This window comes from Moraxella sp. FZLJ2109, assembly GCF_024296965.1.
Classification (GTDB): Bacteria; Pseudomonadota; Gammaproteobacteria; order Pseudomonadales; family Moraxellaceae; genus Moraxella.
In genome coordinates this window covers 884,351-901,395 of record NZ_CP101112.1, presented here as the reverse complement: position 1 = coordinate 901,395, position 17,045 = coordinate 884,351, and the positions used below count along the sequence as shown (strand labels likewise).

Here is a 17,045-nt window from a genome sequence, read left to right as displayed (position 1 = left end):
TGATGCAAACCATCGAAAGATGGGGGTCTGCCAAGAGCTGTTGGGAGATCTACTTTGATAAATTTTCTGCCAATGAACAAGCATATTTAAACTATTTGGAAGTTTGTATTAATCTAGAACAAGATAGTATTGGGCTGTGTGAGACGGTCGCAACTAAACTAAATCAAAATTCTAAAAGCATTTTGATCAAATATCTAAAACTTCTAAAAAAATGCGATAAACTACTTAGTCTGGAGAATACTAGTCGTTTGTTGCTTGAGCAATATCCAGAAGAGTATAAATTTTTTGAGTGGCACTTTATTGCACTTTATTGTCAATGTAAGTGGCAATTAGCAAAAGAGGCGTACTTAAAACTGGTGGCAAAATTCAATATTAATATACAAGATATTACTTTTAGCTATTTGGATGTATTATGGCATTTAAAAGAATTCGATGCTCTTGAGAGTCACTATGTTAAAATGATTCAAAAATCTTACCCGCAGATTTTGGAATATTTTCCATCATATGACTTTTTACCCGAAAGAATTGCAGTGGCGGAAACTATAGGCGATTTTGAGCGAGCGGATAAGCTACGCAAGCAATATCAACCACCATTAGAAAGAAAAAATATTAGTAAGCCAATTTTTGATCCTAAGGTAGAGTGTGAATATATTCATCATAGTGATGCTAATAATGTTTTATTAATTTTCTTTTCCGGACTAACATTTAGAATTAAGAAGAATTTTGATAAATATCGTTTAGATAATTTGGATGATATTAAGAATGACAATAAAGATATTAAATCAAGTTTCATTCGATTTGCTCAAAGAAATACTCAGTATAATATGCTGATGATAAATGATATTTATACATCATGGCAACATATGCATCGAGATGAATATTTGGATTATATTAAAGATATTATTGTGAAAAATAAATATCAGACAGTAGTTTGTATTGGTGTATCATCTGGCGGCTATGCAGCAATGCTATATGGACAGTTATTGGAAGCTGATTTAGTATTCGCCTTCTCTCCCCAAACTATACCCTTTTTTAATTATGCTAATTATATCGCACATCTGTATAAAATTCAGTTTTCTTTAGGTTTAGGAATGGAGAGTAGTCTATTGCGATTACAAAATCAAGAGCATTTTAAGGCCAGAACCTATATCGTAGTCAGTAAAGATAATGGTATGGATAATTTGGGATTGAGATTGCTTGATAGGTCTGATAAAAATCTAACGATAGTCCAATGCTATGGAGATGAACATGTGCCGATCCAAGGGTTGGGTGTGAAAAATGTGTATACTGAGATGTGTCGTATTATTGATAAGATTCCGAAAATGAAGAATCACCACTGCGAAATAGATGATGCTTTTGTTGGACTTCCAACATTTTACTCCAATAAATTTGCGATTTGAGGTGCGAATGCTGTTGTTTTGTAAATTCAGGCAATAATTTGTAAGTTGTTGCATGGTTCAAATTTAAATAAGCCTGAATTCTGATATAATAGCGTTCATGCGCCAGTGCTCAAATATTAATAGCATTGAAATTTGCTAAATTACCAAGGATTATTTATGATAAATGAAATTAAAATCAATAGTTTATTGCCTAGCCATTTAATGCATCTTTCAGATAAATTATCACGAAGAATGAAAGATGATGCAATGATGTATGATATCCTGGCGATATCAAATGAGACTACATTGTTGTACTTTTTGGAACCGAATGAAACTTCTGGTGGCGTTGGTTTATTTACTGAAGAAAATTTGCCAGATGGTGTATTTTCAAGTGGGACTTTGGTGGCGACTGCACAGATAGCCCATCATAATCATACGGCTATTTACCCCCGCATTTTTGTCACACTACCATTTGCAGAGAAAGAAGTACGCTCCACTTTTCAAGAGCCACCTCGCAAAACCAAATATCCTGCAATAAGTAAAGCTGTCCTGAAAAAAAGCATTTATGATTTAAATAAAATTGGCGTTGGTAAAATTGTCAATGTGGATAAAATTGGCCATGACCTATTCAATAGATACAATAATGTTTCAATCTTAGACGATGTTCTCGCTGTAGATAAAAAAAGACAGCAGCAGATCGACATTAATATTGAAAATCGTAGTCAAAACCATCAGCATTCACAACTTTATTATAACAATGTCAAAATTGCTCCAATCCAACAGGAAAGCAATAAGCATAAGAGCGCTCTCTTTGCTTTGCACTGGTTCGACCATGGGGGTGCTGAAAAGTTTGCTATTACTTCAATGAAAAAGGCTCGCAGTATGGGCTTTCATGTCTATTGCATTGTAGACAAAAGAGGTAATAAATATTATGAGGATAAAGCAAGAGATATTTGCGAGAATATCTTTAATATTGCTGACAGTCTCCCTAAGGAATATTGGCATAGATTTTATATTAATGCGAACAATCGGTTAAATGTTGGCGTTTTTCATATTCATCACGCTATATCGGCATATCAAGCACTACCAAAGATCAGAGCTTTAACAAATACGCAAAAGATTTTGGATACAACGCATATTGTTGAACACACAGATGGTGGCTATGTTCGGGTCAGTGGCGTATTTTCACAATATTTGGATTATCACCACACCATTAGTCAAGAATCAAGTGAGTACTTAGCGAATGAATTATTAGTACCTTATGATAAAATTAAACTAGGTTATCTATTTAATCAAGAATCTAAGCTTGAATTATCATTTGATAAGGTGTATTCACTGAATAAAGAATGTCATATTTCATTTGTTGGGCGTTTTGTTAATCAGAAAAGACCATACTTATTTATTGAACTCATAAGTAAAATCAAAAACCATCCAAGATTGAAGTCTAGAAATATTGTCTTTAACATGGTTGGAGATGGTCCGTTAGCAGACATCTGCGATCAATTAATTGAGAAAAAAGGCCTGGGAGCGGTCATCAATCGTTTGCCAGCTGACTACGATGTGGATCAATTACTGAAAGAGTCACATTTTTTAATTATTCCATCTGAAAATGAGGGATTAACTTTAGTAGCTTATGAGGCGATTTTAAATAACTGCATTGTTGTGAGTACTGATGTTGGCTCTCAAAAAGAGATAGTTGCACCAGATTCTCTGCTGAGTCGCCATCCTGATTTATTCATTGAGAGCTGTTTGAGTCTGCTGGATAAAGCTTTTGATGAAACTAAATATGCAGAACAGCTTTTAAAGCAGCAATTTGATGCCATCAATACAATTGCTAGCAAATTGAATTGGGAAAATGTCCTAGATGAAATTTATGGGAGTGTCAAAGATGTCTAATCAATTGCCATCATCAGAATACACTGTTTCCGCCATTGTTGTGACTTTTAATAGATTGGATTGGCTTAAAAAAGTTATTGATTCTTTGGTAGCGCAAACTTATTTTGTGAATCAGATTGTTGTCATTGATAATTGCTCAACCGATCAAACCCCAGATTGGTTAAAGCAGTTTGCGGACAACACTCAGTTTCGCATATATCATGCGAAAAAAAATCTAGGAGGTGCTGGAGGTTTTGCAAAAGGCATGGAGATTGCAATGACCAATGGTAACGACTTTCTTTGGATTATGGATGATGATTGTGTACCTGAGCCAGATGCTCTTGAAAAACTAATACACTCGTGGTCATGGTTTAAAAACAATACCCCTTACACACCTGGATTCGCTTGTTCTTTGGTGAAGTTTCAAGATACTGAAGATATCTGTGAGATGAATATTCCAAAACCAATTTGGGATTGGACTAGATTTTATAATAATCAACAAATCCCAGCAATGCTAGTGGAGACCTGTTCGTTTGTTTCCGCATTAGTTCACAGAGATAAAGTGAAGGAGGTTGGTCTGCCTTACGCAGAGTATTTTATTTGGTATGACGATGTCGAGTACACTAGAAGGTTATCGCGTAGCTACCCAGGCATCTTGGTTCTAGATAGTATTGTAAGACATTTTACACCAAACAATAGGGGTGTAAATTTTAGTGATGTTAATGATAAAAATCTATGGAAATTTAAATACGGCGCAAGAAATGAAGCATCATATCGATATCATCACCAAGGTGTGAATTCATGGAGAAAATTTTCCCAAAGAGTAAATCTGCAGCTTCATAAAGGTGGAGTTAGCTTGGCAAATAGGGCTGAGATTAACAAAAGCTTATTGGAGGGGGTTAAGTTTAACCCTAAGGTTAAAAGAGTTTAATTATATTATGAACAAACAAACCCTAATCATCGGTGCAGGCTTCTCGGGTGCGGTCATCGCCCGTGAGCTTGCAGAAAATGGCTATCAGGTCAAAGTGATTGACAAGCGTAGTCACATCGCAGGCAACTGCCATACCGAGCGTGATAATGAAACCAATGTCATGCTGCATCACTATGGTCCACACATTTTTCATACTGACGATCAAGAAGTATGGGAATATGTCACCAAACATGGCGAGATGATGCCTTATACCAACCGTGTCAAATCCACGGTTGGCGGTCAGGTATACTCCTTGCCTGTGAATTTGCATACCATCAACCAATTTTTTGGCAAGGCGTTTCGCCCACAAGAAGCTTATGATTTTATTGTCAATGAGCAAGCTGATAAGGGCATTGATGAGCCGCAGTCATTTGAAGAGCAAGCACTAAAATTTGTTGGTCGAGATTTATACGAAGCTTTCTTTAAGGGCTATACCCAAAAACAATGGGGAATGTCACCAACCAAATTACCAGCCAGTATCCTAAAGCGTTTGCCAGTACGATTTAATTATGATGATAATTATTTCTTTCATAAGTACCAAGGCATGCCAAAAGATGGCTATACTGTGATTGTCGAAAGTATCTTAAATCATCCGAATATCACTGTAGAATTAAATTGTGAATTTGATCACGCTGAGTTAGGTGGATTTGATCATGTATTTTATACAGGACCTTTGGATGGGTTTTATGATTATCGCTTAGGTCGCTTGGGCTATCGCACACTAGACTTTGAGCGTTATGTGGATGAAGGCGATTACCAAGGCTGTGCGGTAATGAATTATGGCGAAGAATCGGTGCCATTTACACGCATTGCTGAGCATAAGCATTTCACGCCTTGGGAAAAGCATGATAAGACAGTGTATTTTAAAGAGTATAGCCGTTTGTGTGGTGAAGAGGATATCCCTTATTACCCAATCCGCTTGGTTGATGAGAAAACCATGCTAGAGCAATATGTGAATCTGGCCAATCAAGAAACCAAAGTAACGTTTGTTGGTCGTCTAGCGACTTATCGATATCTTGATATGGATGTGACCATTCGTGAGGCGCTAGATGTGGCAAGAGCATTCTTGACCGCTAAGGAAAACGGAGATGCTGTTCGTCCGTTTTATGTGAATATGCTGTAATTCATGAAAAAAATTGCTGTTGTTATTACCACTTATAATTCTGCTAAATACATTGGGCGACTGATTGATAAGTTGTTATCGCAGTCATATCTAGCCAGGCGGATCATTATTGTGGATAACAACAGCTCAGATAATACTTGTAGTATTATTAATGGCTATCACAATGATAAAATCCATCTACATCAACTGGGTGCAAACTTAGGCGGTGCAGGTGGATTCGCCACAGGTTTTGAGATTGCTAAAAATAGCGACTGTGATTATATTGTTAGTTTGGATGATGATGCCTATCCAGCAAGTGACACATTTATTGCTGATATGGTTCAAATTACAGAACAGCACGACTATGACGTTATTTCTGCGCTTGTGGTGGATAGTGATAATCATGAACTGGCAGCTTATGAATATCAAGTGAATGGTGTAAAGCATACCAAGATTGGAGATATTCAAAAAGTATCACTTCTAGATAATGATATTAAGTTATTTAATGGTGTATTATTTGATAAAAAAGTGGTTGAAAAAGTTGGCATTCCACGAGCGGAGTTTTTTATTCGTGGTGATGAGCAAGAATATAAAATGCGTATCTTGCATGCTGGGTTTAAGACCGCTATATTTACTCAAGCAACCATTTATCATCCGACATCTGTGAATGAATATTTTTATATTAAAGGAAAGCGATATCATCATCTAGATTCGCCATTTAAATTATTCTATTCTACTCGCAATCAGGCCTATATGTTGAGATTGCGAGATGATATCGATTTTCTTAAGATGTCTAAAATTGTCTATAAACAGTTTTGGCGATATACTTGGTTTTATTTGGTGTATAAAAAAGATGTTAGAAGCTATTGCTTATGGCTGAAAGCATTTATTTATGGATTTGTCGGCTATATGAATAACGATTTTAAAGGTTGAATTATGAAAAAAATCACCCACGCCATTATCCCTGTTGCAGGCTTTGGTACGCGTATGCTACCGCTATCCAAGGCGGTACCAAAAGAGCTGTTGCCACTGGGTAATAAACCTGCTATCCAATATGTCATCGAAGAAGCCATCGCTGCTGGGATCAAAAATATCGTCCTGGTCAATCACGCCCAAAAGATGGCGATTGAGAACTATTTTGATATCAATAGCGAGCTGGATACTCAGCTGCGTAGCAAGGGCAAAGATGCACTTGCTGACAGCCTAAGCTTCTTGCCTGATGATGTCACCATCACTAGCGTCCGCCAAGGCAAGCCATTGGGGTTAGGTCATGCGGTGCTACAAGGTCGTGCGGTAGTGGGCGATAACCCCTTTGCCGTGCTACTGCCTGATGTGGTGCTAAATCCTTATGCGTCTGACTATCAGGCTCATAACCTTGCCTTTATGATGGCTGAATTTGCCAAGACAGGGCGTAGTCAGATTCTAGTCGATCCTGTGGCGTCGGCAGACATTCATAAATACGGTATCGCCCGCTTAGCCGACACCCAAACCATTGAAAAATCAGATAACAATATCTGCTTTGATGTCAAAGGCTTTGTCGAAAAGCCATCAGCTGATGTTGCACCGTCCAACCTTGCGGTGGTGGGTCGCTATGTATTTGATAATGCGATTTTTGAGTATCTTGCCAAGACTGCCCCAAGCGTCGGTGGAGAAATTCAGCTGACTGATGCCATTGATGCGCTGATTAGCACACAAGGCATGGATGTAGTGACAATGGTGGGCAACAGTTTTGATGCTGGCGATATGACAAGCTATATGCAGGCCTTTGTGTATTTTGCTGATAAATTGGGTGTCAAGCCTGCGAATTAAGGATAATTCATGAGCCATACCACCAATACCGCTTGGCAAGCCCTACAAAAGCTTGCTGCCACCACGCCAAATATCGGTGAATTATTTGCCGATGGCACTCGCAGTGAGCGATTTAGTGCGGCTGCCTGTGGGATTTATATGGATTATAGTAAGCAGGCACTGGATAATGAGCGTCTGTCGGCATTGATAGCCCTTGCCAAATCCAAAAATTTATCCCATAAAATCAATGAGTTATTATCAGGTGTCAAGGTCAATGACACTGAAAATCGTGCTGCCTTGCACACAGCTCTACGCTTGCCAAAGGGTGAGCCCTTGTTGGTGGATGGTGTGGATGTCAGCGGGCAGGTGCATGATAGCCTAGATAAGTGCGAAGCGATCGTTAGCCGTATCCGTACAGGTGTGTGGCGTGGCTATTCAGGCAAGGCAATCACCGATGTGGTCAATATCGGGGTTGGTGGCTCAGACCTTGGACCGCTCATGGCGGCGACGGCACTGGAGGAATGGGCAGATACGGACATTCGGGTACATTTTGTTTCCAATATGGACGGCACACAGCTTGATGGCTTGCTCAAGAAACTCAATCCGCAAACGACGCTGTTTATCATCTCATCTAAGTCCTTTGGTACGATTGACACATTATCAAACGCCAAAACTGCCAAGGCGTGGCTACTGTCCACTGGTGCCAAAGAACAAAGCCTGCTGCGTCGGCATTTTATCGGTATCTCGACTCGCACCGATAAGATGAGTGCCTGGGGCATTCATACGGATAATCAGCTCTTGCTGTGGGACTGGGTGGGCGGTCGCTTTAGTATGTGGTCGGCCATCGGGCTTGCCATCGCCATTCGTATTGGTATGACTGGTTTTCGTGCACTGCTGGCGGGTGCTTATGCGATGGATACACACTTTGCCACCGTTGACTTTGAGCATAATCTGCCTGTACTGCTTGGCTTGATTGGTGTGTGGAATTCTACCTTTTTGGGGATCAATGCCCATACGGTGTTGCCTTATGATGGGCGATTGTCATTTTTCCCCAATTATCTGACCCAGCTTGAGATGGAGTCCAACGGCAAATCGGTGGCGCGTGACGGCGTAGCGGTGGATTATGCCACCTGTCCGATTCTGTGGGGTGATATTGGTTCAAACGCTCAGCACGCTTTTTATCAGCTATTACACCAAGGCACGCAAAGAGTGTCGTGCGATTTTATCACGCCGATTCGTCGATATGATAATCAGCAGCACCATCACGATGCCTATTTAGAAGAGCAGCACAAATTATCTTTGGCAAACTGTCTTGCGCAGTCGCAGGTGCTTGCCTTTGGTAATGGGGCGCTTGGCGAAACTACCCAAGATGAATTGAATGAGTTTAAACGCTATCGCGGTAATCAGCCATCTACCACCTTATTATTAGACAGCTTAAGTCCATTTAGTTTGGGTGCACTGATTGCCCTATATGAGCATAAAGTGTATGTGATGAGTGTACTGTGGGGGATTAATCCTTTTGACCAATGGGGCGTGGAAGTGGGCAAAGTGATGGCAAACAGTGTGTTTGATGCCCTAAATGATGGCAAGGCGGACGGCTTTGATAGCTCAACCAATGCACTGCTTGCCAAGATTCTACAGGCTCAAGCCGTAAAAGGGGGCGTATGATGACTGATTCTATCCTACTCATCGGCTGTACCAATGAGTCTATCAATACTGCCATTTGGCTGGCAAGTCTAAATAAATCAGTGCAATTATTGGCGGATGAAAGTGCGGTGTCGCACACATTGGCAAGCTACAAGTTTGACCATCAGATGTCAGCCCTGTGGCAAATGTACACGCAGACAGGGCAAATCGCTGTGGTGGCGTCGCCAGCGACTGCCGCCTATGTGTGGCTGTTTTTGGATGCCCAAGGCGTAGATGAGCATTTGCCGTCGTTATTTGACACGACAGCCCAAGTCATCTTAAGTGGTTCGGTGGCTATTGGTGATGTGGCAACTTTGGCAAATGAGTTTGCCACTAGCCAAGTCTGCTATGTGCCGTTTGTTTTTATGAAAGATGGTACGGGTTTTGGTTCGCTGTCGTCACCCGATATGGTGATGATCGGTGAAAAGACCTTAGGCACGCATACGACCAATGAGCTACTGCTCATACTGTTATCTCGCACGGATAAGCAGTTTGTAGGTGATATTAAGACGGTGGAATTTGCCCGTGCAGGGATTATGGCGATGCTTGCCACACGCCTAAGCTTTGTCAATGAGATGGCGCGCCTAGCGGATGCCAGCGGCGTGGATATGACCACGGTGCAGACAGTGATGGGACTGGATAAGCGTATCGGCAAGGATTATCTGTCGGCAGGGTGGGGTTTTGGCGGTCAGGCACTGCCTACAGAAGTTGAGCTACTTGATCAATTTTTTAAACAAAATCATGTCCAAAGCCGTCTATTGTCCACCGTATCGCAGATTAATGAAGACCAAAAAGAGCTGATTTTCCGTAAATTTTGGCGATATTTTGAAGGCTTTATTGATGGTAAATCCGTGATGATTTGGGGTGCAGGCTATCGTGCCAATACGGGCCGTACGACCAATGGGGCGATTCATCCGCTTCTAAAGCTGTTATGGTCATATGGCATCAAGACGAGCATTTATGCCCCAAATGCAGGCTTTGAGCTCACCGAGCTATATGGTGATGAGCCGCTGTTTGGTCTATGTGATGATGCTTATGATTTGGCAGGGCGTGATGCTTTGTTTGTCCTAAACTGGTCAGAAGCGGTGCTGCCAACTATTGGGCAATTAAATCAGTTTGGCTTACCGATTTTTGATGCTAAAAATATTTTGAATAATCAATTGGTCGCACAGTATGCGGGCGATTATCATGGCATCGGCCGTAATCACACTAAGGGTGAAGTATGATGAAAAAAATTCTCGTAACCGGTGGCGCAGGCTATATCGGCTCGCATACCTTGATTGAATTGATTGCAGCAGGCTTTACACCTGTGGTGTATGATAATCTGTCCAATTCAAGCCCTGTGGCACTTGAACGAGTGGAACAGATTGTAGGGCAAGGCATCCAATTTATCCAAGGTGATATTTTGGATAAAGATTTGCTTGACAAAGCCTTTGCTGAGCATGATTTTTTTGGCGTGATTCATTTTGCTGGACTAAAAGCAGTGGGTGAGTCGGTCGCAAAGCCTGTCAAATATTACCAAAACAATGTCGCAGGTACGCTCAACTTGCTAGAAGTCATGCAAGAATATAGGGTGAAAAACTTTATTTTTTCATCATCGGCAACTGTCTATGGTGACCCTGAAGTATTGCCAATCGTTGAGACCGCCAAACGCTCTTGTACCAATCCGTACGGACAGTCTAAATTGACCGTTGAGTATATCTTGGAAGATTTGGCAAAATCGGATGGTGAGTTTAATGCAGTTGCCCTGCGGTATTTTAACCCAATCGGTTCGCACAAAAGCGGTCTGATTGGCGAAGATCCAAGTGATATTCCCAATAATTTAATGCCGTATATCAGCCAAGTAGCGGTCGGTAAGCTTGAAAAACTGTCTGTTTTTGGCAATGATTATGACACCATTGACGGTACAGGTGTGCGTGATTATATTCATGTGGTGGATTTAGCAAAAGGTCATGTGGCGGCACTGGAATATCTGGTCAAGACCCCAAGCGGTGTCGGCTTTTGCCCTGTCAATCTAGGCACAGGTAATGGTACGTCGGTATTGCAGATTGTGGATGCTTTTGTGGCGAATACAGGGCAAGCTGTGCCTTATGCCATCGTTGATCGCAGACCTGGTGATGTGGCGGCTTGCTATGCCAGCAGTGACAAGGCGCGAGAGCTGTTCGGCTGGACGGCGACACTGGGCATCAATGAGATGTGTGCTGATGCATGGCGTTGGCAAAGTGGCAACCCCAATGGCTACCGTCACTGATATAGCGGATGGCGTCATATGCAAACAAGCCCATGCAACCATCTGCATGGGCTTGTTGTTTGTGGGCTAGTTGTTTAAGTTTGGGTATTATTCCAAAAACGCAAAATGCTCAATATCCATCTGCATCATGATTTCGCTTGGTACAGTCATGCTCTCAGCGTGTGCCGAGCTTCTTGGTAGCAGTTTTTCAAAATAAAACTCCGCCGTTTGAGTTTTGGCAAGATAAAACTCTTTTGGCTGCTCGCCACCATTTTTGAGCTTATCAAAACTCACCGCTGCCATGCGAGCCCAATGATATGCCATCATCACATAGCCTGAATACATCAAAAAGTCATCCGATGCTGCCGAGACGATATCACGGTCTTTGCGAGCGGTCAGTAGCAGGCGTGCGGTCAGCATATTCCACTCAGCACACAGCTTGGTGAGTGTCCAGACAAATTTACGCATATCTTTGTCCAGTGCATATTCCCCGCACCATTTCATGATGCCTGCTGTATAGTCACGGATGACCTTGCCACCGCCATGCAATAGCACCTTACGACCGAGTAGGTCGAGCGCCTGCACGCCTGTGGTGCCTTCGTACAGTGTCGAGATGCGTGCATCACGAGCAATCAGCTCCATGCCTGATTCTTTGATATAGCCATGACCGCCGTAGATTTGCTGACCATGTTTGGCACACTCAATGCCAAGCTCAGTCAAGAAACCCTTGAGAATGGGTGTATAAAAACCAATCTTATCATCCCATTGTTTGATGGCTTCTTCATCACCTTTTGCCACTGCTTCGGCAAGCTTATCCGCATAGCGTGCGGTGTGATAGATCATCGAACGCGCACCTTCGGTAAATGCCTTTTGGGTGAGTAGCATACGGCGTACATCCGCATGGTGGATGATGGCATCGGCAGGCTGATTTGGCTCTTTGGCACCTGATAATGCACGCATCGAGCGGCGTTCTTTGGTGTATGGCAGGGCGTTTTGGAATGACAGCTCCATGTGTGATAGGCCTTGGATGCCTGTGCCGATACGCGCGGTGTTCATATAAGTGAACATGGCTTTTAGGCCTTTGTTTGGCTCGCCGATGAGAAAACCTGTTGCACCATCAAAGTTGATCACACAAGTAGCTGATGAGGTGATGCCCATCTTATGCTCAATCGAGCCACAAGCCACTGCATTGCGCGCGCCGACTTCACCAGTATCTGTAGGCAAAAATTTCGGTACGATAAACAGCGAAATGCCTTTGGTGCCAGCAGGTGCATCGGGTAGGCGAGCTAGCACGATATGCACGATGTTTTCGGTCAAATCATGCTCACCCGCTGAGATAAAGATCTTACTGCCTGTAATGGCATAAGTGCCGTCATCGTTTGGCACGGCGCGAGTTTTCATTTGGTTTAGGTCAGTACCGCACTGTGCTTCGGTCAGGCACATCGTACCCGACCATTCGCCTGAGATGAGCTTAGGTAGATAGGTCGCCTTCTGAGCGTCATCGCCATACTGCAAGATGGTGTTCACCGAGCCTGTGGTCAGACCTGGATACATCGCCCACGGCCAGTTGGCAGTACCCATCATCTCAGATTTGATGAGATTGAGTGACATTGGCAGGTTCATACCGCCAAAGGCTTCAGGATAGCTGATGCCTTGCCAGCCACCTTCGACGAATTGCTGATAGGCTTCTTTAAAGCCTGTTGGTGTGGCGACTTCGCCATCCTTAAAGGTGCATCCTTCGGCATCGGCAGGCTGATACAGTGGCGATAGCACATTTTCGGCAAAGTCGGCAAAACCTGACAAAATCATGTCCACCGTTTCGGCATCGGCAGCCGAGCCGTTTTCAAGCGTCTGATAATGCGCTTGAAAATCGAACATTTCATTCATCAAAAATTTAATATCACGAAGTGGGGCTTTATAAGTTAGCATAAGTCATCCTTGTTGGTTGTATCGCTTGGATACTGCTAAAAATCATCAGTGGCAGATGCCGTTTGAAACACTATACAACAAATTGCATGAATAAAAAGGGTTTTTTGGCTTATGATAACTTATTTTCATAAGAAAATTTAATTTGGCAAATTTTTTGTTATTATTTAATGGCTGCTCATCAACAAAAAAGCGATTATTGCTCATCGAATAATCGCTTTTATTTGCTACCGTATGACCTATAGCTTGCAGGCACCGCCTTCACAGCCTTCATCATTGATGCTATCGACCCCACCTTCGACAGCCACGCCATCAAAGTCGTCCAGTAGATTGTCCAAATCATCAAAATCGACCTCAAAATCGTCTGTCATCTGCTTGCTCATCATCTGCTCCTATTTACAGTTTTAAAATTCAAATTTGCCCAAGGTTTGCCTAAGATGGTGCTGCTTGCCCAAAATTCAAGGTACAATCAGCCATCACTCACATCACTTGGGCAACACCACTGCTGACAAATCCACCACTGCCCCTGTCCACAGCTCAAAGGCAAGCTTGGCTTGATGAATCAGCATGCCGTAGCCATCAGATGTGCGTGCGCCTTGCTTGGCAAAATGCGCCAAAAATGCTGATGGCTTGCCATACATCATGTCATAAGCAAAATCTGCCGTGATATGCCCAAAATCCAGCGACTGACCTGTGGTGGTCGCCGAAGTGGCATTGATGATGACATCAAAATGGGTGGTATTATGTAGTTCATCTAAACCGTGTGCGGATAGATTAGGGTGATCAAAGTCTTGCACCAGTTGCTCAGCTTTGGCAAGCGTGCGATTATAAATCGCCAAGTGTGTACCATGAGATAGCAAGGGTAAAATCGCCCCACGAGTAGCGCCACCTGCACCCAAGATGGCGATTTTTTTATGAGTTAAATCAACATCTTGGCTAATCAGATCTGCCACCAAGCCACGGCCATCGGTATTATCGCCGTATAGTTTGCCATCACGCATCATCAGGGTATTGACCGCACCTGCCATCTTGGCATCATCGCTCATTACACCTGTATTTTGGCATAGCTGATGTGCGATCTCCTTAAAAGGCAAAGTGACATTGGCACCTACGCCACCACCGGCAAAAAACGCCGATACCACCGCTTCAAAGCTGTCCTGATTATCAGGACAAAACTGCCGTTGATAGCAGATATCCAGTCCTACGCTGTCAGCAAAGGCGTGATGGATGGCAGGGCTTTTTGAATGACTAATCGGATTGCCAATGACGATAAAATGCTGCATATTAAGTGTCCAAATCGGTGCGGTGAATCGTGGAAGTTCAGTGGTGGAAGTTTAAGATGATTGCGATTGCCAATTTTATCAAAAATCCCAAGTTTTTGCTTGGGTAGTTTGCCAAAAATCCGCTTGATCATAAAATGCTTTGGGGCAAAATTGTGCTACAATGACGATATTTCATCTGTTTATCAGGATAATCTATGAGCACCGATGCGCCAAAACCGCCCAAATCCAAACTTGGCTTATTGCTGCTGGCTGCCATTTTGGCGGTGGCGGCGGTATTGCTGATTACTTTTCGACCAGTGACCGATGCTGAGACGGTGGTCGCTGATGATGGCAAGCCTGTGGTCTATGAGCCTGTGGTCTATGATACCAGCACTTGGCAGAGCGTGCCGATGCGCGTATCGAGTATTGATGAGTTATCGGGCGAGCTTGGTAGCACTGCCACCGAAGAAGACGCCCTAGATTTTTATGGCAATCAAGCGACACGCTACCGCTACAGTGCCAAGCAGGGCGTGCCTTTTTATAGTATCGACTCGGCAGCTGCCTTTGAAGTGGTGTGGTATTATCCTGCGCCGACCGATGATGACGCCACCAAAAATCAAGCGGTGGAATACGCCAAGCGCGTCTATCGCATGATGGGCAGATTGGGCGGTGAGACCGGTACGGCAGTGGTCGCACAGATGCTGCGCGGTGATGCTATCGCGCCAAAGTCCGTCGGCGCGCTTAAGCTTGTGCAGGGGCGCTGTGAGCATTATCAGTGCCGTGTGGTGTTTGATAAATGACGGTACGGTTTTATCAGTTTGACGGTGCGCTACAGGCGTCTGATGCGCGCATGGATGAGCGTGCGTTTTGCTATGGCGATGGGTTTTTTAGCACCATTGGCGTGCATGATGGGCAGATGCTGTGGGCGGACGGACATCGTGTGCGTGTGATCGCAGGGCTTGGCGCACTTAAGATGGTGCTTGATGTCGATGGTCTGATGGCGCAGCTACATACCTTGGCGGCAGCGATCACAGAAGGTCTCATCAAAATCATCATCACGCGCGCGCCGCAGTCTGTGCGTGGCTATGGTTATCGTGGTGGTGATAGTCGTGCCACTGCGTATATCAAATGCCAAGCGATGCCTGTGTATCAGGCGCATCAGTGGCAGGACGGATTACCGATCGCGATGCCTGTCGATATGATTTGCTTGGACAGCCAAATTGCCCACCGCCCACCGCGCCTAGCAGGGCTTAAGCTGATCGCCTGCCCTGATCAGGTACTGGCACACGCTGAATTATTGGCGCGCCAAGATCAGGGCGCAACCGATGGTTTGGTTGCCAATGTGCATGGGCAGTATATTTGCGCGACGATGGGTAATGTGTTTTATCAAATCGATGGCGCATGGCACACGCCGCCTGTGAACCTATCTGGCGTAGCTGGCGTGATGCGCGCCCAAGTGCTGACAAGTGATCGCTTTGGGCGTATCAGTGAGCGCGTGCTGATGCAGGGTGATTTGAGTGCGATTCAAGCGATGTTCATCACCAATGCCGTGCGCGGTATCATTCCTGTGTGGCGTTTGGATGGGCGGGTGCTGGATCAGTTTGTCTAATGATATCTATTAGCATAGTGTTGTTTCACACAGGATTTGAGTGTTAATTGGGCGAAAATTTGCTACAATTGGCTAAATTTTTTTATGAAGTATTTTTATGGCAAATTCTACGCGCAAAAAACCCGTCAGGCAACCTGTCAAATCTTCACAGAAGACCAAGCCGATCTTGATCGTGCTGATTCTTGCTGTCATCATCGCGCTGATCGTGCTGTATCAGACGCTGTTTGCCGCGGCGGTGGATACCGAGCAGCAGGTCAGCGTCGAAAAAGGCGATACTTATTATAGCTTGCTTGCCAAGCAGGGCTGGACGGATAACGCGCTTGCTTTGCCTGCACTTGCCAAGGCGTATGTGTCATTGAGTGCAGATAAGCCATTGCAAGCAGGTAAGTACACCATCCCAAGTGGTGCAAGTCTTGCTAGCATCATGGACATCTTGCAGCAAGGCGGTCAATCCGAGCAAGTCGTCATCCGCATCGTCGAAGGCAAGACCATCAAGGATCTGTACCAAGCGATCAAAACTACCGATGGCGTGACGCTTGAGCTATTGACGCCACCGGCAGATGGTTATGCGTGGACAGATGTGGCGCGTGATAATGCTGCGGTTGCTGCGGCGCTTGGGATTGATGCGCCCAATCAGCATTTGGAAGGTTGGTTTGCGCCCAATACTTATCATTTCAATGCAGGCGTGAGCGATAAAGCCATTTTACAAAAGCTGTATGATGACCAAAAGCGTATCTTGGATGAAGCATGGCAGACGCGTGATGACAATTTACCATATCAGACGCCGTATGAAGCTTTGATCATGGCAAGTATCATTGAAAAAGAGACAGGCATCGCCGATGAGCGCGGTTTGGTGTCGTCGGTATTTGTCAATCGCTTTGCTAAGGGTATGAAACTGCAGACCGATCCGACCATCATTTATGGGCTGTTTGACCGCTATGATGGTAAGATTTATCGCAGTAATATCAATGAGAAAAACGAGTATAATACTTATCAAATCAATGGCTTACCGATCACGCCGATTGCATTGCCGTCCAAAGAATCCATCCTTGCGACCATGCATCCTGATAAGTCTGATGTGCTGTTTTTCGTTGCGACAGGCAATGGTGGGCATAAATTCAGTAAAACGCTCGATGAGCATAATAAAGCGGTAGAAGAATATCGCGCGGTGATGCGCCAAAAGGAAGGGCAATGACGGATACGCATAAGGCAGATGCC

Annotated in this window: 15 protein-coding genes; 12 read left to right on the top strand and 3 right to left on the bottom strand. The window is 43.9% G+C overall.

What is annotated here, in order from left to right:
* Positions 1-2 precede the first annotated feature (2 nt).
* The 9 genes from NKU06_RS04120 (at position 3) to galE (ending at position 11,051) form a co-directional block, all read left to right on the top strand.
* Complete coding sequence (locus NKU06_RS04120) at positions 3-1,400, top strand: hypothetical protein (RefSeq protein WP_254728935.1); 1,398 nt, start codon at positions 3-5, stop codon at positions 1,398-1,400.
* Between the two features lie 156 nt (positions 1,401-1,556).
* Positions 1,557-3,275 (top strand): glycosyltransferase, encoded by a 1,719-nt coding sequence (locus NKU06_RS04115; protein WP_254728932.1) that lies wholly within the window; start codon positions 1,557-1,559, stop codon positions 3,273-3,275.
* Entirely contained in the window at positions 3,268-4,185 is a 918-nt protein-coding gene (locus NKU06_RS04110; RefSeq protein ID WP_254728929.1) for a glycosyltransferase family 2 protein, read from the top strand. The genes NKU06_RS04115 and NKU06_RS04110 overlap by 8 nt, the downstream gene beginning before the upstream one ends.
* A gap of 7 nt (positions 4,186-4,192) precedes the next feature.
* Positions 4,193-5,347, top strand: coding sequence for a UDP-galactopyranose mutase (gene glf, locus NKU06_RS04105; RefSeq protein ID WP_305884390.1), 1,155 nt, complete (start codon positions 4,193-4,195; stop codon positions 5,345-5,347).
* Positions 5,348-5,350: 3 nt separating this feature from the next.
* Entirely contained in the window at positions 5,351-6,259 is a 909-nt protein-coding gene (locus tag NKU06_RS04100; RefSeq protein ID WP_254728926.1) for a glycosyltransferase, read from the top strand.
* 3 nt (positions 6,260-6,262) lie between these two features.
* Entirely contained in the window at positions 6,263-7,135 is an 873-nt protein-coding gene (locus NKU06_RS04095) for a UTP--glucose-1-phosphate uridylyltransferase (RefSeq protein ID WP_254728923.1), read from the top strand.
* A 9-nt stretch (positions 7,136-7,144) separates the two neighbouring features.
* Complete coding sequence (pgi, locus tag NKU06_RS04090) at positions 7,145-8,782, top strand: glucose-6-phosphate isomerase (RefSeq protein ID WP_254728920.1); 1,638 nt, start codon at positions 7,145-7,147, stop codon at positions 8,780-8,782.
* The gene (locus tag NKU06_RS04085) at positions 8,782-10,026 is read left to right on the top strand and encodes a UDP-glucose 6-dehydrogenase (protein WP_254728917.1); all 1,245 of its coding nucleotides are present in this window, start codon (positions 8,782-8,784) and stop codon (positions 10,024-10,026) included. Before pgi ends, NKU06_RS04085 begins: the two co-directional genes overlap by 1 nt.
* Positions 10,026-11,051, top strand: coding sequence for a UDP-glucose 4-epimerase GalE (gene galE / locus NKU06_RS04080; RefSeq protein WP_254728914.1), 1,026 nt, complete (start codon positions 10,026-10,028; stop codon positions 11,049-11,051). The genes NKU06_RS04085 and galE overlap by 1 nt, the downstream gene beginning before the upstream one ends.
* 87 nt (positions 11,052-11,138) lie before the next feature.
* On the opposite strand, the gene NKU06_RS04075 is transcribed toward galE, so the two are convergent.
* The 3 genes from NKU06_RS04075 to aroE form a co-directional block, all read right to left on the bottom strand.
* The gene (locus tag NKU06_RS04075; RefSeq protein ID WP_254728913.1) at positions 11,139-12,959 is read right to left on the bottom strand and encodes an acyl-CoA dehydrogenase C-terminal domain-containing protein; all 1,821 of its coding nucleotides are present in this window, start codon (positions 12,957-12,959) and stop codon (positions 11,139-11,141) included.
* Positions 12,960-13,195: 236 nt separating this feature from the next.
* Positions 13,196-13,339 (bottom strand): hypothetical protein, encoded by a 144-nt coding sequence (locus tag NKU06_RS04070; RefSeq protein ID WP_254728912.1) that lies wholly within the window; start codon positions 13,337-13,339, stop codon positions 13,196-13,198.
* Positions 13,340-13,441: 102 nt separating this feature from the next.
* Positions 13,442-14,239: a shikimate dehydrogenase gene (gene aroE, locus NKU06_RS04065; RefSeq protein ID WP_254728908.1), complete on the bottom strand. Its 798-nt coding sequence runs from the start codon at positions 14,237-14,239 to the stop codon at positions 13,442-13,444.
* 194 nt (positions 14,240-14,433) lie between these two features.
* On the opposite strand from aroE, the gene NKU06_RS04060 reads away from it, so the two are divergent.
* The 3 genes from NKU06_RS04060 to mltG all read left to right on the top strand — a co-directional run bounded on the left by NKU06_RS04060 (position 14,434) and on the right by mltG (position 17,022).
* Positions 14,434-15,018 carry a hypothetical protein gene (locus tag NKU06_RS04060; protein ID WP_254728904.1) on the top strand — a complete coding sequence of 195 codons (585 nt, stop codon included), beginning with the start codon at positions 14,434-14,436 and terminating at the stop codon, positions 15,016-15,018.
* The gene (locus NKU06_RS04055; RefSeq protein ID WP_254728900.1) at positions 15,015-15,827 is read left to right on the top strand and encodes an aminotransferase class IV; all 813 of its coding nucleotides are present in this window, start codon (positions 15,015-15,017) and stop codon (positions 15,825-15,827) included. The genes NKU06_RS04060 and NKU06_RS04055 overlap by 4 nt, the downstream gene beginning before the upstream one ends.
* A gap of 97 nt (positions 15,828-15,924) precedes the next feature.
* Positions 15,925-17,022, top strand: a complete 1,098-nt coding sequence (mltG, locus tag NKU06_RS04050) for an endolytic transglycosylase MltG (protein ID WP_254728897.1) — start codon at positions 15,925-15,927, stop codon at positions 17,020-17,022.
* Positions 17,023-17,045 lie beyond the last annotated feature (23 nt).